We start from the raw sequence: 19,175 nt of genomic DNA on the forward strand, positions 1-19,175 counted from the left end.
GAATTTTCTCTCCAAGGAACAGTTTCGATAATCCCTTTCTGAAAGAGAAAGGATCTTGTCAAGTCAGATATGTTTCTATTTTCGCTAGGCATTCATCAATGATTTTATCTATTTCTTCAATTTGTGCATCTTCTGGATTATACTTCTTTAAAATTTTTAGATTACGAGCTCTCCAATCCAATGATTTAATTTGATCAGTTAAAACTACCCCTGTTATTGGATAGCCATCGCCATCAAGGGATATTCCTTCTTTTGGTAAATCCACTTCGAAAGGGTAACCCTTCTTTTGATTGGTAATCGGACAAACAGCTATAAATCCTGTTGCTTGATTGAATTCTTTAGGCGATAAAACAATAGCATTCCTTCTCCCAGCCTGCTCATGACCAGTTTGTGGATTGAAGTTTAAAACAACGAAATCGCCTCTCTCTGGTACGTCTGCTGGCATTAAATCAATTCACGCCCTTCTATCCCGAAATCAATTTCCTCGTGTCGATTTTCAGGTGTAATCTGTGATATTAGTTCTTCCAGTGTGTATTTCTTCCGTGTTCTTTTTGGCTTTAATGTGATGATACCTTCATTTCCAATCACATTTAATTCTATTTCGGAACCTTGTTTAATCCCTATTTTATCAGCAGCATCTTTTGGGATTCGAATGCCCAAACTGTTTCCCCATTTTTGAACAATAACTGTAGACATGTAGTCAACCCCTTTACCCTGGTTTATTTTGTTTTCTAAATATTCTTTTGAATACATTATATCACCCCCAACCTAATATGTATATACATAGTATATACATATTTGCAAAAAATGATACCAATGATTTTTCGACAAATACTATTCTCGTCGCAAAAGCAATCATTTGAATCGATTAATTAAAAATGCATTTTTTAGACTCAAAAGCATATATCAACAAGTATAGTTACAAACGTTGAATTGCGAAATGATGTATAAAGCTTTGCCATAACAAAAAAAGTAGGACCTTCAAGGAGAATCTAAAGCATCTATAGCTGAGGAATTAGCGAACAGTGCCTGGCACTGTTCTATAAATCTAATTCGTGTTATAATTGTTATAACAGTTATAACAATTATAACAAAGAGGTGAGATAAATGTTAAGCGCAGAACGAAAAGTATTAAAAGTTGGCAATTCACTTGGGGTTACCTTTCCAATGGAGTTTCTAAATAAGCTTGGTATTCATCAAGGAGATGAAATACAAATGGAGCTTGAAGAGGATAAAATTGTTATAAAGAAAAGTAAAAAAGTTGATTTGCCAAAAGGAATCTCCCAAGATTTTTTTGAAGTATTAAACGAAACTCTTGAAGAATATGATGAGACCATCAAGGGGCTTATTGATCGATGAGATATCTAACCGTAGAAGAAGTCGTTGCGATTAATTTTTTCATTATTGGAAAATATTCTCCAAATGAGCTGAAAGGGATAAAAGAACCTGCATTGTTAGAATCGGCTGTCTACCGTTCACAACAAAGTGTGTTTGGTAAAGATGCTTATCCTACTATTTTTGAAAAAGCGGCAGCATTATTTGAGTCTTTGGCTAAGAACCATTGTTTTCATAATGCAAACAAAAGAACTGCCTTTGTAGCACTTGTTCAATTTTTAAAATACAATGGATACTATTTTACGATGCCGCAAGATGATGCCATTGAATTTGTTGTTGATGTAGTGAATCATCGATATTCCTTCGAGCAAATTGTTGCAACCATCAAAGAGTATGCATTTGAACGTAAATATTAATATTTGTATGGCGATTACGGGGGAGGCGCAAGAAAGTCCCTGTCTTTAGACAAGGGGATGAATTGCGTATTTTTTTTGATAAATTTATTAGATGTGTTTATTTTATCTATTGTTTATGGTATATTTAGTATAGAGGTGATTGTTTTTGGAAAACGAAAAATACACCCATAAAAAAGGGATTGTTTATCTCAATCAATATCATATTGTGTTTTGTCCAAAATACCGTAGAAAAGTGTTAGTTGGAGATATTGAACGAGATTTAAAAAGAATTTTTGAAGAAGTTGCCAAAGAACATGATGTACAAATCAAAGCAATGGAAATTATGCCTGATCATGTTCATTTGTTCATTTCTTTTGACCCTCGTCAACATTTGCACAAAATTATACAAGCGTTTAAAGGGAAAAGCAGTCGAATATTAAGGGAGAAATATCCTTCGTTAAAAAGCAGACTACCGTCGCTATGGACACGAAGTTATTTTTGTTGTACTGTCGGCTATATTTCAGAAGAAGCGGTTAAACAATACATCGAAAATCAAAAGAACGTATAAAGGAAGTGGTGTCGTTGGCGAAAACAAAAACCAAAAGTTATGTGCTGACGTTGAAACTCAAAACAGAACTATGGCAGGCGTACATATTAGAGAAACGTTTTGAAATTGGCAGAAAAATATACAACGCTTGTTTGGGCGAATTGCTGAAACGGCATAAAAAATTACAACATGATAAGCAGTATCGTCATCTAGCCCAACAACCAAAATCAAAAGAAAGAAACAACTTGCTAAATGAGTTATATCGTCAGTACGGAATCAATGAATACGCTATGCACGATTTTGTTAAGCCAATGCAACACCATTTCAAGAAACACATCGACTCACACACCGCACAAAAAATCGCTACGAGAGCATGGATAGCAATGGAAAAACTCATCTTTGGTAATGCAAAAAAAGTGTCTTTTAAGAAATACAACGATATGGATTCATTAGAAGGAAAAACAAATAGCACAGGCATCCGTTTCAAAAACAAACATTTGCTTTGGAATGGTTTATCTATTCCTGTTATAATTCACCCAAACGACATATATGCACATCTGGCTCTACAAGACCGTATAAAATATTGTCGCATCGTCCGTAGACGAATTAGAGGAAAAATCAAGTATTTTCTTCAACTCACTCTTGGAGGTGTGCCACCAAAGAAAATAAACCGCCAAACAGGAGAAATAAAACATCCAATAGGGCGAGGCGATGTTGGTATCGACATAGGAACACAAACCGTCGCTATTTGCTCGATGAATAATGTCAAGTTGCTCATTCTTGCGCCGAGCATCGAAAACATAGAAAAGCAAAAGCGAGTTCTTCGACGAAAATTGGATCGTCAAAGACGGGCGAATAATCCGCACAAATACAATGAAGATGGGACAATAAAAAAAGACAACAAGGAAAAATGGGTTTGGAGTAAAAATTATCTCAAAACGAGAAATCAGTTAGCAGAATTACAAAGAAAAATAGCAGATAAACGGAAACAAGATCATCAACGGCTTGCCAATTGGATCATCGCATTAGGTCATCATATCCAAGTAGAAAAAATGAATTTCAGAGCACTTCAAGCAAAGGCAAAAGAAACAAAAGTCGATGCCAACGGAAAATCACTAGTGTTGCATAAATATTGTCGTAATTTTCAGTTTTATTATTTTTCCTGTTTAGGGCCAAAAAGGTGAATACCCAATTAAAGGTGACCCCATCCATTTGGAAATTTATTGACAATTAGACCTGTGCGACGACGACAATTTACTTATTAAGGGATGGCTTTTCCTTCAATTTTTCGAAGCCAGATATGCGCTGGTTTCCACAATGCAGCCCTTAAATAACGGCTAATTTGTAAGGTTTTTCGCGTACTATTTGTTTCAGTTTGTGCCAGAACATGTAGGCAAAAAACAATAAGTGCGATAAATACTTGATTTTGAATCGCCCATTCACTTTGACCATAGAATTTTTTGATGCTGAGATGTTGTTTGATCCATTTAAAAAACAGTTCAATAGCCCATCGTGATTTGTACATCTCGGAAATTTCTTCGGCGCTTAAATCAAAACGATTTGTGATTAAATGGAGTTCATTTCCTTTTGAATCCATCACTTTTAGAAGGCGAAAGTAATTTTCAGCACGGTTTTGAGTTGTTCCAATCAATACCATTTGATCTGACAAAACACTCGTATCTTCGGGTAGTTTAAAATCATAAACTTCCCGTATAACAGCGTTTTTCCGTAGTCTGGAAAGAAAGAAGTAGCCGTCATCCGTCATACGATCAAAGCGCTCATAGTCTAGGTAGCCACGGTCAAACACATACATGCATTCCTTGTCATCCACCATGATTTCAAGCTGTCCACGGTCATGTTCTCTTGCCGTTGTCATCAAAGCTTTTTCAGGATAGGATATCCCCTTTTCCATAAACACAAGGCGCAAATGTAGCTTTACACCCGCCTTTGTTTTGCGAAACTTCGCCCATTTATGGTTGGTCAAATTAAGTGGCAATGTGCTTGAATCAATGATTTTTAAAGGCATGACCCGTTTTGTGTGTTGTGTTTTGGCATGAATTTTTGCGACTAAATCAAGAAAAAGCTTTTGAAATAGATCTGGGTTTATACCATTTAATCGCCGTGACAACTGTGAAATACTGATAGAATTAAGGCCGACCCCTTTTTGAAGCTGGTCATCAAAAAGGCAATCGCTTAGCGCATGGAGACTTTCGATTTCTTCCAATTGCGCAAAAAGCAGTAATTTTAGAAATGACTCTGTCGTTAATTTTTTCGTATAGTAATCTAATTTCATCGTTTTCACCTGTTCTTCAAATAATTGAAGATTTATTGGCGAAAACCATTGTCCAAATGAAGTTTTTCGTGTAATCTTGTCCATGAGTTTGGTCCTTTTTAGTGGATTTGGACGGGTTACCACCTGACTTATCCATTATAAAGGACTTTTTCTTTTCACAAAATAAAATAAGTGAAGATTGTGAGTCTTTTTAATATTAAAATTAAATTAATACAACACTAGTGATCTAACTCATATTTCGCACCTTGGTAGGGCGGAACAAAAGGATTTTTTATTCAGTTTTTTAGAATAACTTTTAAACCAACACCAAAAGCGATGGTATCCTTTTTTTACCATCGTTGGTCGTTCTTTATCCCATTAGACGTAAATGCTCTCGTCCATCCCTAATCCTTGCAGAATCCTTCGCTGCTCGTACGTGAGCGGTTGACCTAACGCGCGTTGAATTCGTCCATCCGGCAGTTCCAACAGGACGACTCTGACATACCAAAACAATTGAAAAATCGCTTGTCCGGTCGGTCGGGTCAGTTTCCGGCCTCCCGCGCCCTTTAATGGGTGTTCCGGGGTGATGAACTGACGCACCCGGCGCTGGAAGACGCGGTAAATCGCCAAGGCCAACAGAAACAAATAGCCCAATACCGCGACCCGTTCCGGTTTTTTTACGTAAATCTCATCCGTAAAGAACGGGTCTTTCAAGAAAGAGAAGTTCATTTCCACCGAGATTTGGCCTTTATACAACTTCAAGATCTCTTTCGCATCCATCGGTTGACCTTTCCATTCCTCCGGAACTGTCGTGACAAGGACAAACCGGGACGCTTTCCGTCTCGCCTGTTCCCACGCATCTTGGTCGAATTCCACGTTCAAGCGAAGGGCGTACAGCGTTTCCATGTCCGGTTCCGCCCCTTTTTTCGGACGTCCGCGCCGTTTTTTCGGACGCACGATCGCTTCGACCGACGCCTCGACGCGATGGAACCGGAGACGAAGGGACGTCTTTAGAGACGCTAGGGCTTGTTCGGCGTCTTCCCGGCACGAAAACAGACGGCTTTCCCACTGGGTTTGTTTCTGCCGAAGAAGCTCTGCTTCTTGGTTTCGCTCTTTTTCGAGCGTCTTTCCTTTTCGTTGGTCGAGCGCGCTGGATTCAACGACGATCAACCGGACCGAATGACCTTCGTACGTCGATGTCGTTTCCCACACCCGGTAGGTGGCTCCGTTTTTCTCCGCTAAGGAGAACGGATCGCTCCACGGCGTGTCTTGGGCATCAGCTTTAGCCAGCGCGGTTTTGACGATCCGGAGCGAAGAAGGGCCTCTTGTGATCAAAAAGGCGTTGGCGGCCTTCGTTTGCGCCAGTGTGTCTTTCGTCATGGCGGCAGAATCGGCAACATAAATCCATTCATCTTCGATCTTCGCCTGCTTCAGCTGTTTCTGCACACGGGACAACACCTCGGGATTCCACGTCTTATCCGGCAGGTTGCCGTCGTGTACATCGCCATAAAACGGGATGCCATCCTCGTTGCCAATCAGCCCAAATCCGATCTGCTTTTGCCAACGATGATGCCGGTTGTAGCCATGCGTAATCTGCAAGGCATCCGGCGAGGCCGATTCATACGCGCCATAAACGGTCTTGTCCGTCGTATCGGCGTGGAAGACGCGAAGAGAGAGGCCTTCTTTCTTGTAGATCTGCACGAGGCAAGACGAAAGGACTTGATGGATATTCGCCTCATACAGGCGATCCAAATGACGCGCGATGGCATCGTCGTTGAACCAAGACGGCTCCAGCCCTGGCCGAATCAGCTTCGGCAAATCGATGTCATGCGCCCATTGTTCCAAATGAACGAGCGCTTGCCGGCCGCTCAAGATATCCAGAACGATTAGTTTGACGATATCGCTGGCTCGAGTTTGGCATTGCGGATCCACGGGAACGAGACGATCAATCAACTGAGGAAGGTCAAGATCTTTGAACAGGGCGCTTATTATATTCAAATAAGAACTTTCATAAATGGCCCGAATTTGAACGTCCATGATGAGCAAACTCCTTTGCTTTCCTTGTATTCCAAGGTTTTATTCGACAGGAAGATAAAAAAATCCTCCCGATTTTTGTCGAGAGGGTGCGAAATGTGAGATCTAACGTTTTTAATTTAACTTTTTAACTGTAGTTGAGCAATTTTCGTTACAATAATTACCATTTAAAAAGAGACAAACAGGGTACCCCTTATGCCACGTGGAGCTGTTTTTTCACGGTATCAATGGGAATATTTTGTTTTGCTGCACGATAAATGAACTCCACGAGGCTATGTCCTTTTCTCTTGCGCAGGAGATCGAGCCCATCCGAAAAATCACTGTTAGACTCGAACATGCTGTACACATACGCAAGTTGCACCAAGATCCAATACCGTTTCACCGCCCGACGCCCGCGAACGCGGTATCCATCGAGTTTCAGCTGGTCTTTCGCTTGACGGAAAAAACATTCGATCGACCAACGTGCAGCATAGTAGCGCAAGATCTCTTCATCGCTTAGCTCGCGATCGGTGCTCAAGACGCAATGAAGATGTTTCGGCGTCATCGGCTGATCGGCTTTCCATGCGAGCAGCACCACGGCATCCTTGAGACCGTTCAGAGCGCCTTCGTAGCGATACACCCGATAACGCTCTTTTCCCACCGTGACGAGGCGGGTATCCCGTGGCTCCATAGATTTGGCAAATTCTTTTGCTTGAATGGCCGTCCCTTTTGGATAGAGAATCCGATTCGTCTTCAGCATCGCGATGACGTGGAACCCTTTTTTTAAGCAGGCTCCCACGAGGGTTTTCGATGGATACCAAGAGTCCATGAGCACATAAACGGGTCGACTCACATCCAACGAAGAAAGCATCTCGATCGCGAGTTCCCCTTTGCTTTTCCCCACCGTCTTGTCGTAGAGGCGAAAGGCAAAAGGAAACGCTTGGGTCATCGTATGAACCATGAGCCAAACGAGAGAATGTCCCCAGATCGACTTTTTCTCTGCGTGAGAATAGTGCCAATCACACCCTTGAATGGCGTGTGTTGCCCGTGACGAGGGCTTCGTTTTTTGGCAAATCGTATCATCGATCGAAACAAAAATGGGTTGATTCTCTCGTTTCGAGCTGCGTTCGACACGATGAAGCACCCACTGTTGGAGTTTGCGAAGCAGCGTCTCTTCCTCCCATGGGCTTTTCGTGAAAAAATGGCTCAGTGTCGTGCGATGGTTCGGATGAAAACTCCCATGATGTAGATCGGTCAGCGTTCCCGAAAAGCCCTTTGTAATCATCGCATCCACGATATGAACGAGATGCTTCATGACAGGTTTCGAGAAATAAAGGGCCAACCCCAACATCGTCAAAAACTTGTGGATTCCTTGGTGATGTGCTAATCTATTCATGAGACATGAACCTCCTTGTGAATGGTTTGTTGGCACATCTATTCTAACCAAGGAATCGGGTTCATGTCTTCTTTTTTGTTTGGTTGTAAATTTATGTTAGTAAATTTGCTCATCTACAGTTTTTAATCCAATAAGGTCTTGTAGGACCCATCATTTCTGGATATAAATACATATAGTAAAGATTAGTATTGGTATTACTCACATAAATAAAACCTTCATAATCACTAGGAATAATAAAATATTCATATCCTTTATCTTTGTTATAGAAGTCACTTTCTTCAAAATAAGATAAGTATAAGTTTTGATAATCATTTTTAGCAGCCTCTGAAAATAATTCTTTTCGTCTTATCTTTTCTAAATCAACATTTTTAAGTCTGATGGTATTGTTTTTACCTTCAGATATTTGGCGAACAGTGCCTGGCACTGTTCGATATTTTACGGCTAGATACACAATCTGGCAAAGATGATGTTCTGGAATGGACATTATCAAGATTCATTGGCAAAATGAGTTGATTTCGGTTATAATGAATGTACATTAGAAAACCGTCCTTTCTTGGTTGGGTTGTGGTGACCTTATGATACCAAAAAAGGAACGGTTTTCTTCTTTTTTGCCAAAAAAATTCCCCAAAAGTGAACAATATACGAACGCTTTTGAGACATCCTTGTTTTTATATAGTTGAAAAAATTTCCGAAAACTAAAAGCTAAATTATAACTCTTTACGTCTAATAATTGATAAAGCAATTATTGGAGGTGTTTTCAATTATAAGATTGATTAAAAGAGCCCAGAAAGGCGATAGAGAAGCATTTTTGAAAATATTTCAGCCGTATGAAGGAGAAATTTATAGAATTGCATTTATTTATCTAAAAAACAAAGATGATGCACTGGATGTAGTTCAAGAAACTGCATATCGAGCATTCAAATCGATAATCAGTCTTAGAGAACCAAAATACTTTAAAACTTGGTCAATTAGCATTGCAATAAGATGTGCTTTAGATATTATTCGCTCTCAAAAGAAAATTACGTTAATCGAAAATTACGATGTAGTCGAATCTCAGGTAAGTAAACAAGATATAGATGACAATATTCCAAATTCTGTTACAATAAAGGATTTGATTGAAAAATTATCATTAGATGAGAAGAATGTCATTATCTTAAGATTCTATAATAGTTGCACTATTCAAGAAGTTGCGGACATACTTGATATTCCTTTAGGAACAGCAAAAACAATTTTATATAGAGCGTTAAAAAAACTTCAAAAAGAATGGAAAGGAGATGATGTATGTGAGCAATAAAATTACACAGGAAATAAATAAGATTGAAGTCCCGAAGGAAGTTCACACTAGAAGTAAGTTGGGAATACAAAAAGCTAAATTAGAATTAAAAAAGCCAAAACGTAAATGGGTACTTGTTTTAGCGCCAGTGATGATTGCGTTTATATCAATTACTGTAGTTGAGCAATTTTCGTTACAATAATTACCATTTAAAAAGAGACAAACAGGGTACCCCTTATGCCACGTGGAGCTGTTTTTTCACGGTATCAATGGGAATATTTTGTTTCGCTGCACGGTAAATGAACTCCACGAGGCTATGTCCTTTTCTCTTGCGCAGGAGATCGAGCCCATCCGAAAAATCACTGTTCGACTCGAACATGCTGTACATATACGCAAGTTGCACCAAGATCCAATACCGTTTCACCGCCCGACGCCCGCGAACGCGGTATCCATCGAGTTTCAGCTGGTCTTTCGCTTGACGGAAAAAACATTCGATCGACCAACGTGCAGCATAGTAGCGCAAGATCTCTTCATCGCTTAGCTCGCGATCGGTGCTCAAGACGCAATGAAGATGTTTCGGCGTCATCGGCTGATCGGCTTTCCATGCGAGCAGCACCACGGCATCCTTGAGACCGTTCAGAGCGCCTTCGTAGCGATACACCCGATAACGCTCTTTTCCCACCGTGACGAGGCGGGTATCCCGTGGCTCCATAGATTTGGCAAATTCTTTTGCTTGAATGGCCGTCCCTTTTGGATAGAGAATCCGATTCGTCTTCAGCATCGCGATGACGTGGAACCCTTTTTTCAAGCAGGCTCCCACGAGGGTTTTCGATGGATACCAAGAGTCCATGAGCACATAAACGGGGCGACTCACATCCAACGAAGAAAGCATCTCGATCGCGAGTTCCCCTTTGCTTTTCCCCGCCGTCTTGTCGTAGAGGCGAAAGGCAAAAGGAAACGCTTGAGTCATCGTATGAACCATGAGCCAAACGAGAGAATGTCCCCAAATCGATTTTTTCTCTGCGTGACAATAGTGCCAATCACACCCTTGAATGGCGTGTGTTGCCCGTGACGAGGGCTTCGTTTTTTGGCAAATCGTATCATCGATCGAAACAAAAATGGGTTGATTCTCTCGTTTCGAGCTGCGTTCGACACGATGAAGCACCCACTGCTGGAGTTTGCGAAGCAGCGTCTCTTCCTCCCATGGGCTTTTCGTGAAAAAATGGCTCAGTGTCGTGCGATGGTTCGGATGAAAACTCCCGTGATGTAGATCGGTCAGTGTTCCCGAAAAGCCCTTTGTAATCATCGCATCCACGATATGAACGAGATGCTTCATCACAGGTTTCGAGAAATAAAGCGCCAACCCTAACGTTATGAAAAACTTGTGGATTCCTTGATGATGTGCTAATCTATTCATGAGACATGAACCTCCTTGTGGATAGTTGTGGCACATCTATTTTAACCAAGGAATCGGGTTCATGTCTCCTTTTTTGTTTGGTTGTAAATTTATGTTAGCGAATTTGCTCATCTACAGTTAAATAGTAAAAATATATTAAACAATGGAAAAATCGAGCCTATTCATATGCATTTTTCAACTAATGAGAAAAATGTACCTGAAGCCTATGAATTGTTAATTTTTGATGCTTTGCGAGGCGATTCGACTTTCTTTGCTCATTGGAAAGAAGTTGAACTCTCTTGGAAGTGGGTACAGCCTGTTTTAGAGGCATTTGAGGGAAATCTCCTTCCCCTTCATTCGTATCGTTCAGGTTCAATGGGGCCAGAGGCTTCTCATCGGTTACTGGAAGAGGACGGATTCAATTGGTGGTAGTTACGAATGATCTTGTCGAACTTCATTCTCATCATTAGTGTTAAAGCCGATGATAAAATCCCCAATATAGACGGAATAAAATTCCCCACTTACAATAGAACCATAGTGTCAAAGAGAGGAGCTATGGTTCATGATCACGAGAGGGGAATTTTTTATGATCAAAGAGATGTATGAAAGGGGAATGAATATTTCCGATATTGCGAGGGAATTGGGGATCGATCGGAAAACCGTTCGAAAATATATTCACTCCCCCAATCCTCCTTCCAAATCTAAGCGGAAACAGAGAAAAAGCAAGTTAGATCCATTTAAAGACTACCTTCAAAAAAGAATGTTAGAGGATGGGGTGTTTAACAGCGAAAAATTGTTTTTCGAAATTCGACAACAAGGTTACACAGGAGGAAAAACAATTTTAAAGGACTATATAAAACCTTTCCGGGAGACGGCGAAAAAGAAATACACCGTTCGCTATGAAACACTCCCTGGCGAACAAATGCAAGTCGATTGGAAAGAAGTCGGGGAGGTCGTGATCGAAGGGAGAAAAGTCAAGTTATCGCTATTTGTGGCCACATTAGGCTATTCACGGATGAAATACGCGGTATTTACGACCAGCCAAGATCAGGAGCACTTAATGGAATGCCTGATTCAAAGTTTTAAGTACTTTGGCGGGGTTCCGAAGAAGGTGTTATTTGACAATATGAAAACCGTTACGGACGGACGGGAACAAGGAGTGGTGAAATGGAATCAACGTTTCTCTGAATTTGCGGGTTATTACGGATTTATTCCCAAAGCGTGCCGGCCTTACCGGGCCCAGACAAAAGGAAAAGTGGAACGAGCCATTCAGTATATCATGGACCACTTTTACGTGGGAACCGCATTTGAAAGTGTGGAAGAGCTCAATTCCCTGCTTCTTCGCTGGCTTGATCAAGTGGCGAATCGGAAGCCAAACGCCACTACCGGTATTCCCCCGCAAGAACGTTGGGCAGAGGAACAGCTCAAACCTCTCCCAGTGAAAGATTACGATACGAGCTATCTTTCCTATCGAAAAGTGCATTGGGATGGCAGTTTCTCTTATAAAGGGGAACAATGGCTCCTATCAGTGGAGTATGCGGGGAAAGAAATTCTGGTGAAAGAGCGATTGAATGGGGATATTCACTTGTTCTATCGAGGGGAGGAGATTTCTTACTTGGACCAACAGAAAAAAGCAATTTCATTCGCGGAAAAAATAAAAAAGAAACAGACGAAAATGGCGGCCACCATTTCGCCTGTTTCGGTGGAAGTGGCTACTCGCCCATTGTCCGTTTATGACGCGTTCCTGCGAGGGGAAAGCTCATGAAAGAACAAATACACGAGTATTGCCACCGTCTTCAATTGCCTGTCATGGCGGAGCGATGGCCCGCCATGGCAGAATACGCAGCTACTCATAATATACCATATTCGGAGTTTTTATTCCGTTTATTAGAGGCAGAAATCATCGAAAAACAGGAACGATCGATCCAAACGCTCATCAAACTGTCCAAGCTTCCGTATCGCAAGACCATTGATACGTTTGATTTTACCGCACTACCTTCAGTGGATGAGCGTCGAATTCGAGAGTTGCTTACGTTATCCTTTATTGATCGAAAAGAGAATATCCTTTTTCTCGGCCCACCGGGGATTGGAAAGACGCACTTGGCCATTTCGATTGGAATGGAGGCGATCGCAAGAGGGTATAAAACGTATTTTATTACCGCCCATGATTTGGTGACTCAGTTAAGAAGAGCCGACCAGGAAGGAAAGTTGGAAAAAAAGCTTCGTGTCTTTGTAAAGCCAACAATTCTGATTATTGATGAAATGGGATACTTAAAACTGGACCCAAACAGCGCTCATTACTTATTTCAAGTGATCGCCCGGCGATATGAACATGCCCCGATTATCCTCACCTCCAACAAAAGCTTTGGGGAATGGGGAGAAATCGTGGGAGACTCGGTGTTGGCGACAGCGATGTTAGATCGATTATTGCATCATTCCATCATTTTCAACCTAAAGGGGGAAAGCTACCGATTACGGGATAAGAGACTCCAAGAAGAAAAACGGAAGGATTGATGAGATCCTTCTGGGGAATTTTAAACCGACGATTTTGGGGAAAAAATAATCGGCCTTGACATTAGAAAATATCATTTCTAAATGGAACTATAGATTAGCTGTGCATATATACGTATAAAATGTGAATAATGTCGAAAGGTTAAAACAGTTCGAGGAGGGCAATGAACATGAAAGTCGGGTTAATCGGTTTAGGGAAAATGGGATTAAACTTAGGTAAAAATCTCATTGACCATAAACATGAAGTAGTGGCGTTCGATGTAAATGCAAATGCGGTTGAAGAAATAAAAAAATACGGCGCTAAAGGTGTATCAAGCTTAGAGGAACTCGTTTTATCATTAGAAAATCCAAGAATTGTTTGGCTCATGGTTCCGCACAATGTTGTTGATTCGGTTATTCGTGAGATTACCCCATTTTTAAACAAAGGAGACATCGTGATTGATGGCGGCAATTCTCACTATAAGGAATCGATTCATCGTTATAATGAGCTAAAAGAAGCTGGGATTCGTTTTATGGATGCCGGGACTTCTGGCGGGGTGGAAGGTGCTCGGAACGGAGCATGCTACATGGTTGGAGGAGATCCTGAAGCTTGGAGCATTGTCGAGCCTCTTTTCCGGGATACGGCTGTAGAAAATGGATATTTATATGCAGGAAAAGCAGGCAGCGGCCACTTTTTAAAAATGGTTCACAATGGGATTGAATACGGGATGATGGCTGCCATTGGTGAAGGATTTGAAATATTAGAGAAAAGCGAATTCGATTATGACTATGAAAAAGTAGCAAGAGTATGGAATAACGGTTCGGTTATTCGTTCATGGCTTATGGAATTAACAGAACGCGCCTTTTCTAAAGATGCAAAATTAGAGGAAATCAAAGGAATTATGCATTCTTCCGGTGAAGGAAAATGGACAGTCGAAACGGCTTTAGATTTACAAACAGCCACTCCTGTCATCGCTATGTCCTTATTGATGCGTTATCGTTCATTAGAAACAGATACATTTACAGGTAAAGTAGTAGCAGCTTTACGCAACGAATTTGGCGGACATGCTGTAGAAAAAAATGAGAAAAAATAAATTGGTATTATGTCAAGAAAATAGACACGTAAAATCGAGAAAAATTTTAAAACCCTACTACCGTACTTCGTTTGGTGGCCTCTTGAGAAGGAGAACGGTTTGGTAAACCCTTCCCTCCTCAAGAGGAAAGATGTCCCTTATATCGTGACTTTGTGGAGAGAAGAGTTCACTGCTTTTTGCTTTGCTGATACATCTTCTCATATGCCATCGGAGATATGTACTCGTTAGCGGAATGAATTCGCTCGGCATGATAAAAACACTCAATATATTCAAAAATCCGATGTTTGGCCTCTTCCCTTGTTGCAAAGGTCTCGTGAAAAATAAGTTGGGATACACAGGCAAATGATGCTTCGATTTCGTGGTTGCCTTATATTTTTTCTCATTAGCATTGCATAAATATAGTTAGAATTTTCTGTTAATTATTTTTTGTGAATTTGTGCCAAAAAGACAAAACCTAAAGAAAGGCGGCACTGTCCATTTGGTAAATATATACAGTTAAATCAGAGCGACAACGACAAAAGGGAGATTATGGACTGGCTCGCCCATCAAATTTTCGCAACCAAACATAAGCTGGTTTCCACAGAGCTCTCTTTAACCAACGAGTAATTCGAAGTAGGGATTTCTTACTTTTCATCTCCAATTGAATGAGAACATGTAAGCAATACGTGATAAGGGCTAAGAAAATTTGATTTTGAATAGCTGTTTCACTCATTCCATAAAAGTGCTTAATTTCTACGTGTTGCTTAAGCCATTTGAAAAAGAGTTCAATAGCCCAGCGAGATCGGTAAATACCACTTATCTCTTCTGCTTTTAAATCAAATCGGTTGGTAATTAAACGAAGTAAGTTCCCTTTTGTGTCCATAACTTCTAGTAGACGATAGACATTTTCAGTACGATTTTGTGTGGTACCAATATAGACCATTTTATCGGATAGAACGTGACAATCATCAGGAAGTGAAAATGTATAGACTTCACGAATGACTGCGTTTTTCTTCAGTCTTGAAACGAAGAAATAGCCATCATCTGTCATCCGGTCAAAACGTTCATAGTCCACATAACCGCGGTCAAACACATACATGGCTTCTTTATCATCCACTAGGACTTCGAGTTGATTTCGGTCATGTTCTTTTGCTGTCGTAATCACTGCTTTTTCAGGATAGACGGTGTCTTTATCCATGAAAACGAGCCGTAAGTGTAGCTTTACACCAGCTTTTGTTTTACGGAATTTTGCCCATTTATAATTGGTCAAATTCAACGGGAGTGTACTCGAATCAATGATTTTCAGTGGCATATTCTTTCCGTTTTTATAATGGTACCGTTGAATTTTCCAAACAAGATCCAAGAACAAATTTGCAAGAATTAGTGGGTTGATCTGATTGTTTTTTCGGGATAGCTGAGAGGCACTTATCGATTCAAATCCGAGTGCTTTTTGAAGATCTTCGTCTACAAGTGCATCACTCATTTCCTCTAAGCTCTTAAATTCGAGCAGTTGGGCTACCAATAAAAATTTAATATAGGCTTCTGTTGTCAGCTTTTTTGTGTAATAGTCCTGTTTCAATTCTTTGACTTGTTCGCTAAGTTTTTGAATATTTATGGGTGAAACCCATTTACCAAATGATGAAATTAGTGTATTCTTGTCCATAACAGTTATCCTTTACGATTGGATTTGGACAGGAACCACCTGTACTTCCATTGTAAAGGATTTTTTTGTTTCGAAATCAATAAAAAATTGAACATTCTTAGTATTTTGAATCATCAGATTTAATTACTGCAATGCTAGTGATTTTTTCTTTGTTTTTGAACGAATATCACCATCTTTCATGATTCTGGCGACCGTTTTTTGAGATACCTTAACCCCTTTTTTGTGATTTTTGGACTGCCGCATGTTTCTCTTGACTCGATATGAATCTTTTTGATTTGCTTTTTCAATGCTTCCTGTCTTTTCTTTTGTTGACTTTCTGGTCGTTTAACCCGTGCATAGTATCCACTTCTTGAAACGCCTAAGACTTCACACATCTTCGCCACACGAAACTCCTTTCTATGCGTATGAATAAATGCATAAATTACTTCTGATTTTTGGCGAAGATGCTCATGGCCTTTTTTAAGATCGCGTTTTCCTCCTCCAGATCCCGAATACGTTTTTGAAGTTCACGCTTTTCACGATCTTCTGGCTTGAGGTTCCCACTCCCGACAAAGCTATGCTTAGCATCTTTTTTATAATCTGCTACCCATTTATGAAGCGTTTTTGGCGAAATATCGAGTTGTCCATCCAGCCTTGCGCGCGACAACGACACCCTCGCAAAGCACTATCACATCGAATACATTCAACCGTTCGACCTTTTTCCACATACAGCGCATGTCGGGAGTGTCGCGAAGTTAAAACTCAAATAAATTGATGCTACTTTAACACATTTTGGAGGATAGAAATGTTAATATAAAAGTAGAGGGTGTTTGTAGGAGGGATGGAAATGTCGGGAGAAACGTCACATGTAAATGTATTGAGTGAAGAAGAATCGGACGAAATGATTGAAAGAGCGAAAGAATTTTTTAGGAAAGAAATCGCTTCTAGCCATATACGTAATACAAAAAAGTTGAAGAAATTAAAGGAGTTCCATTTGAACCCGTTTTTAGACAAGTATAAAGCGAGATTTTTAACAGGGAATGACGATCCTGTTAGCATGGCAAAGGCGTTGGTGTATCCAAGGGTATTGGGGACATCTATTAACACAACGTTTGGGAATAAACTCCAAAAATTTTGTAGTGAAGTACTGGGGAGCTTTGCTTCTACTACAGCAGGGATAGACATTGAATTTATTGATAAATTAGATGGAAGAAGAAAATATTGTCAAGTAAAAGCAGGACCCAACACCATTAATAAAGACGATGTAGAAACGATAAAGAATCATTTTGCAGGTGTTAAAAGGCTTGCGAGGACGAATAATCTTCATATTGGCTTCACTGATTTAGTCGTTGGTGTTCTTTATGGTACACCTGATCAGTTAAGCGGTCATTATCAAAAAATTAATCAAGAATATCCTGTCATTGTTGGACAAGAGTTTTGGTACAGAATTACGGGGATTGAAAACTTTTATCAAAGATTAACAGATGCGATAGGGGAAGTTGCAACAGAATTTGACTCTTCAAAGCTAATCGAAGAGATTATTGAACAGCTCGCAAAAGAGATCGAGGAAACGTTGAACGCCGATAGCTAGAAATATAAAGCAAAGGGGAATGCCTAGGCATTCCCCTTTTTGTTAATTTCGTTCAAAACTTTTACGATAGATAAACCTACAGCTTTAGCCATATGAACGGGAACAGCGTTACCAATCTGTTTATAAGCATTGTTCATCGAGCAATCAAATACCCAATCGTCAGGGAAACTTTGTATTCTTGCATATTCTCTGACAGTAAAAGGTCTTGTTTCTTCTGGATGGCATCTTTCCGTTTGTTTTTGGGCAGGAGAACATGTTAATGTTAGGCATGGTTCGTCCCATGACAATCTTCGCGCCATCCCGGTTCTTCCGCCACCTGAGTAGTAACTTTTTCCCATGTACTGTTTGGCGATTTCTTCTGGGAGATCTCTCCAGTAACCGCCAGGGGGAACAAGTTCAAGAACTTTTCTCTTTTCTTCAGGGTATTTAGCGCCCTCGGATGGAGGAACATCTTGCAAGACATCCCTTAATGTCAGCGTATATCCATACGGTTTAGGAAAACGATAAGAAACGTTATATTTTTCAACTAAATCTTTTCTTATCCCTATAATGAATATTCGTTCTCTTTTTTGTGCTACATCATAGTCTAAAGCATTCAATACTTTCCATTGAACGTTGTAGCCTATTTCTTCAAAAACGGAGAGCATGGTTGCTAGTGTTTTTCCGTTGTCGTGGTTGACAAGTCCCTTTACATTTTCGGCTAAAAACATTTTTGGTTGCAGTTCTTGCAGAATTTTTGCGTAATAGTAAAATAGCGTTCCTCTTGCATCATTTAGCCCTAGTTTTTTCCCTGCATAGCTAAAAGCCTGGCAAGGATACCCTCCAGATAATAGATCGATATCGTTTGGACAGTTATTGATAAAGTTTTTTATTCCATGCTCAGCCACTTCAATAATATCTTTTTCGATTACGTTCCAATGAGGTCGATTTTTTCTTAATGTTTTGCAGGCATATTTATCAATTTCTACCAACCCTAAGGAGTGAAAGCCCGCCATTTCAAGCCCAAGCGCTAACCCTCCGGCACCTGCAAATAATTCAACAGCTGTATATTGTTTAGCTGCAACGATATCTCTCACTTCTACACTATGGGAGCCTTCGTAGTGAAAAACATTTATGGTACTTTCTATTTCAACATCAGCTTTTGTATCTATATCTCCTAAATCGAGCTCAAGTTGTTCGGAATAAATAATGTCTTCAATGTTTACCCCAAGTGTATGACAAAGCTTTAAGGCATTTGACTTGATAGGATTGAAATTAGGGGAAAGGAGCATAGATAATTGATTTTTACTAATTCCCATCTTTTCCGCAAGTTCTTTTTGTGTAGAAATTCCTGATTTCGTCATATACTTCCTAACTTTTTCTTTACTAATGCTATACAAATTTATACCCCCATAAAAGTTAAAATATTTTTTTAACTGTTATGTGGTTATTATATATAATTTAGAAGGTGACCGTCAATGCTTTCGTATTCTAAGAGGAGAATCGAATCGTCTTCGAGAAGAAATAATGTGTCAGAACGCTTTTCATCAGGCTCGCACCGCTGGGAATTCGTTCGGCAGAAGCGCTTTAATTTTCGGAAGATCATGGAGGTCGTACACATCAAGCGCTTGATTACGATACAATTCGCTTAGCGATTTAAACAAAATATCTTTAGCGCGATACGATATTCTTTGCGCCATTTTGTTACCCTCCGCTTTTTACTATTATTTACCTGTTACCTTCTTTTATTGTCATCATTTGTTAGCATTTTGT

General features: G+C 40.1%; 19 protein-coding genes and 4 pseudogenes. 11 read left to right on the forward strand and 12 right to left on the reverse strand.

The window, feature by feature from the left end; translation table 11 throughout:
• Window positions 1–58: 58 nt before the first annotated feature.
• Window positions 59–445, reverse strand: a complete 387-nt coding sequence (locus NST18_RS02050) for a type II toxin-antitoxin system PemK/MazF family toxin (RefSeq protein ID WP_035018420.1) — start codon at window positions 443–445, stop codon at window positions 59–61.
• Window positions 445–753, reverse strand: a complete 309-nt coding sequence (locus NST18_RS02055) for an AbrB/MazE/SpoVT family DNA-binding domain-containing protein (protein ID WP_064214546.1) — start codon at window positions 751–753, stop codon at window positions 445–447. Before NST18_RS02055 ends, NST18_RS02050 begins: the two co-directional genes overlap by 1 nt.
• A 354-nt stretch (window positions 754–1,107) precedes the next feature.
• Here NST18_RS02055 and NST18_RS02060 point away from each other — a divergent pair, with 354 nt between their 5' ends.
• The 4 genes from NST18_RS02060 to NST18_RS02075 all read left to right on the forward strand — a co-directional run bounded on the left by NST18_RS02060 (window position 1,108) and on the right by NST18_RS02075 (window position 3,461).
• Window positions 1,108–1,359, forward strand: coding sequence for an AbrB/MazE/SpoVT family DNA-binding domain-containing protein (locus tag NST18_RS02060; protein ID WP_004888888.1), 252 nt, complete (start codon window positions 1,108–1,110; stop codon window positions 1,357–1,359).
• Window positions 1,356–1,751 carry a type II toxin-antitoxin system death-on-curing family toxin gene (locus NST18_RS02065; protein WP_004888889.1) on the forward strand — a complete coding sequence of 132 codons (396 nt, stop codon included), beginning with the start codon at window positions 1,356–1,358 and terminating at the stop codon, window positions 1,749–1,751. The genes NST18_RS02060 and NST18_RS02065 overlap by 4 nt, the downstream gene beginning before the upstream one ends.
• A gap of 145 nt (window positions 1,752–1,896) precedes the next feature.
• Window positions 1,897–2,298 carry an IS200/IS605 family transposase gene (gene tnpA / locus NST18_RS02070; RefSeq protein WP_064214348.1) on the forward strand — a complete coding sequence of 134 codons (402 nt, stop codon included), beginning with the start codon at window positions 1,897–1,899 and terminating at the stop codon, window positions 2,296–2,298.
• 14 nt (window positions 2,299–2,312) lie between these two features.
• Window positions 2,313–3,461, forward strand: a complete 1,149-nt coding sequence (locus NST18_RS02075; RefSeq protein ID WP_340721187.1) for a transposase — start codon at window positions 2,313–2,315, stop codon at window positions 3,459–3,461.
• A 77-nt stretch (window positions 3,462–3,538) separates the two neighbouring features.
• Here the strand turns inward: NST18_RS02075 and NST18_RS02080 are convergent, their stop codons facing one another.
• The 4 genes from NST18_RS02080 to NST18_RS02095 all read right to left on the reverse strand — a co-directional run bounded on the left by NST18_RS02080 (window position 3,539) and on the right by NST18_RS02095 (window position 8,442).
• On the reverse strand, window positions 3,539–4,654 hold the full coding sequence (locus tag NST18_RS02080; RefSeq protein WP_004889399.1) for an IS4 family transposase: 1,116 nt from the start codon (window positions 4,652–4,654) through the stop codon (window positions 3,539–3,541).
• Window positions 4,655–4,927: 273 nt separating this feature from the next.
• A complete protein-coding gene (locus NST18_RS02085) occupies window positions 4,928–6,586 on the reverse strand; it encodes an IS1634 family transposase (RefSeq protein WP_340721135.1) in 1,659 nt (552 codons plus the stop codon).
• Window positions 6,587–6,776: 190 nt separating this feature from the next.
• On the reverse strand, window positions 6,777–7,958 hold the full coding sequence (locus tag NST18_RS02090) for an IS701 family transposase (protein WP_088223189.1): 1,182 nt from the start codon (window positions 7,956–7,958) through the stop codon (window positions 6,777–6,779).
• 109 nt (window positions 7,959–8,067) lie between these two features.
• Window positions 8,068–8,442 (reverse strand): hypothetical protein, encoded by a 375-nt coding sequence (locus NST18_RS02095; RefSeq protein ID WP_340721190.1) that lies wholly within the window; start codon window positions 8,440–8,442, stop codon window positions 8,068–8,070.
• 285 nt (window positions 8,443–8,727) lie between these two features.
• Between NST18_RS02095 and NST18_RS02100 the strand changes: the two genes are divergently transcribed.
• Together NST18_RS02100 and NST18_RS02105 are read left to right on the forward strand one after the other, a co-directional pair.
• A complete protein-coding gene (locus tag NST18_RS02100) occupies window positions 8,728–9,252 on the forward strand; it encodes a sigma-70 family RNA polymerase sigma factor (protein ID WP_331202016.1) in 525 nt (174 codons plus the stop codon).
• Window positions 9,242–9,433 carry a hypothetical protein gene (locus NST18_RS02105; RefSeq protein WP_340721191.1) on the forward strand — a complete coding sequence of 64 codons (192 nt, stop codon included), beginning with the start codon at window positions 9,242–9,244 and terminating at the stop codon, window positions 9,431–9,433. The genes NST18_RS02100 and NST18_RS02105 overlap by 11 nt, the downstream gene beginning before the upstream one ends.
• Before the next feature lie 33 nt (window positions 9,434–9,466).
• Here NST18_RS02105 and NST18_RS02110 read toward each other — a convergent pair whose 3' ends face one another.
• Entirely contained in the window at window positions 9,467–10,648 is a 1,182-nt protein-coding gene (locus NST18_RS02110) for an IS701 family transposase (protein ID WP_088223288.1), read from the reverse strand.
• Between the two features lie 96 nt (window positions 10,649–10,744).
• Between NST18_RS02110 and NST18_RS02115 the strand changes: the two are divergent.
• From NST18_RS02115 to gnd, 4 genes and pseudogenes are all read left to right on the forward strand, one after another.
• A pseudogene (locus tag NST18_RS02115) lies at window positions 10,745–11,059 on the forward strand (glucose-6-phosphate dehydrogenase); the annotation flags it as partial.
• Window positions 11,060–11,189: 130 nt separating this feature from the next.
• Window positions 11,190–12,392, forward strand: coding sequence for an IS21 family transposase (gene istA, locus NST18_RS02120; protein WP_088223614.1), 1,203 nt, complete (start codon window positions 11,190–11,192; stop codon window positions 12,390–12,392).
• Window positions 12,389–13,141 (forward strand): IS21-like element IS5376 family helper ATPase IstB, encoded by a 753-nt coding sequence (gene istB, locus NST18_RS02125; RefSeq protein WP_088223613.1) that lies wholly within the window; start codon window positions 12,389–12,391, stop codon window positions 13,139–13,141. The genes istA and istB overlap by 4 nt, the downstream gene beginning before the upstream one ends.
• A 167-nt stretch (window positions 13,142–13,308) precedes the next feature.
• Complete coding sequence (gene gnd / locus NST18_RS02130; protein WP_020961355.1) at window positions 13,309–14,211, forward strand: phosphogluconate dehydrogenase (NAD(+)-dependent, decarboxylating); 903 nt, start codon at window positions 13,309–13,311, stop codon at window positions 14,209–14,211.
• Between the two features lie 166 nt (window positions 14,212–14,377).
• Here gnd and NST18_RS15125 read toward each other — a convergent pair.
• The 3 genes and pseudogenes from NST18_RS15125 to NST18_RS15130 all read right to left on the reverse strand — a co-directional run.
• Window positions 14,378–14,539 (reverse strand): annotated as a pseudogene (locus NST18_RS15125) (IS3 family transposase); the annotation flags it as partial.
• Window positions 14,540–14,737: 198 nt separating this feature from the next.
• Window positions 14,738–15,853 (reverse strand): IS4 family transposase, encoded by a 1,116-nt coding sequence (locus NST18_RS02135; RefSeq protein WP_032101754.1) that lies wholly within the window; start codon window positions 15,851–15,853, stop codon window positions 14,738–14,740.
• Between the two features lie 141 nt (window positions 15,854–15,994).
• Window positions 15,995–16,490: pseudogene (locus tag NST18_RS15130) on the reverse strand (IS3 family transposase); the annotation flags it as partial.
• Between the two features lie 189 nt (window positions 16,491–16,679).
• Between NST18_RS15130 and NST18_RS02145 the strand changes: the two are divergent.
• On the forward strand, window positions 16,680–17,423 hold the full coding sequence (locus tag NST18_RS02145) for a PmeII family type II restriction endonuclease (protein WP_128356965.1): 744 nt from the start codon (window positions 16,680–16,682) through the stop codon (window positions 17,421–17,423).
• Window positions 17,424–17,446: 23 nt separating this feature from the next.
• Here the strand turns inward: NST18_RS02145 and dcm are convergent, their stop codons facing one another.
• Window positions 17,447–18,802 (reverse strand): DNA (cytosine-5-)-methyltransferase, encoded by a 1,356-nt coding sequence (gene dcm / locus NST18_RS02150; protein WP_230456154.1) that lies wholly within the window; start codon window positions 18,800–18,802, stop codon window positions 17,447–17,449.
• A gap of 53 nt (window positions 18,803–18,855) precedes the next feature.
• Window positions 18,856–19,102: pseudogene (locus NST18_RS02155) on the reverse strand (transcriptional regulator); the annotation flags it as partial.
• Window positions 19,103–19,175: the final 73 nt, after the last annotated feature.

Source organism: Anoxybacillus sp. FSL W8-0104, from assembly GCF_038004465.1.
Taxonomy (GTDB): Bacteria; Bacillota; Bacilli; order Bacillales; family Anoxybacillaceae; genus Anoxybacillus; species Anoxybacillus flavithermus_G.

Bases quoted from the DNA above. Each gene is read 5' to 3' on its own strand.
- NST18_RS02095 (WP_340721190.1), bottom strand. From the start codon at position 8,442: ATGTCCATTCCAGAACATCATCTTTGCCAGATTGTGTATCTAGCCGTA.
- NST18_RS02080 (WP_004889399.1), bottom strand. From the start codon at position 4,654: ATGGACAAGATTACACGAAAAACTTCATTTGGACAATGGTTTTCGCCA.
- NST18_RS02135 (WP_032101754.1), bottom strand. From the start codon at position 15,853: ATGGACAAGAATACACTAATTTCATCATTTGGTAAATGGGTTTCACCC.
- NST18_RS02050 (WP_035018420.1), bottom strand. From the start codon at position 445: ATGCCAGCAGACGTACCAGAGAGAGGCGATTTCGTTGTTTTAAACTTC.
- NST18_RS02065 (WP_004888889.1), top strand. From the start codon at position 1,356: ATGAGATATCTAACCGTAGAAGAAGTCGTTGCGATTAATTTTTTCATT.
- gnd (WP_020961355.1), top strand. From the start codon at position 13,309: ATGAAAGTCGGGTTAATCGGTTTAGGGAAAATGGGATTAAACTTAGGT.
- istB (WP_088223613.1), top strand. From the start codon at position 12,389: ATGAAAGAACAAATACACGAGTATTGCCACCGTCTTCAATTGCCTGTC.
- NST18_RS02090 (WP_088223189.1), bottom strand. From the start codon at position 7,958: ATGAATAGATTAGCACATCACCAAGGAATCCACAAGTTTTTGACGATG.
- istA (WP_088223614.1), top strand. From the start codon at position 11,190: ATGATCACGAGAGGGGAATTTTTTATGATCAAAGAGATGTATGAAAGG.
- NST18_RS02055 (WP_064214546.1), bottom strand. From the start codon at position 753: ATGTATTCAAAAGAATATTTAGAAAACAAAATAAACCAGGGTAAAGGG.
- NST18_RS02085 (WP_340721135.1), bottom strand. From the start codon at position 6,586: ATGGACGTTCAAATTCGGGCCATTTATGAAAGTTCTTATTTGAATATA.
- NST18_RS02145 (WP_128356965.1), top strand. From the start codon at position 16,680: ATGTCGGGAGAAACGTCACATGTAAATGTATTGAGTGAAGAAGAATCG.
- NST18_RS02110 (WP_088223288.1), bottom strand. From the start codon at position 10,648: ATGAATAGATTAGCACATCATCAAGGAATCCACAAGTTTTTCATAACG.
- NST18_RS02060 (WP_004888888.1), top strand. From the start codon at position 1,108: ATGTTAAGCGCAGAACGAAAAGTATTAAAAGTTGGCAATTCACTTGGG.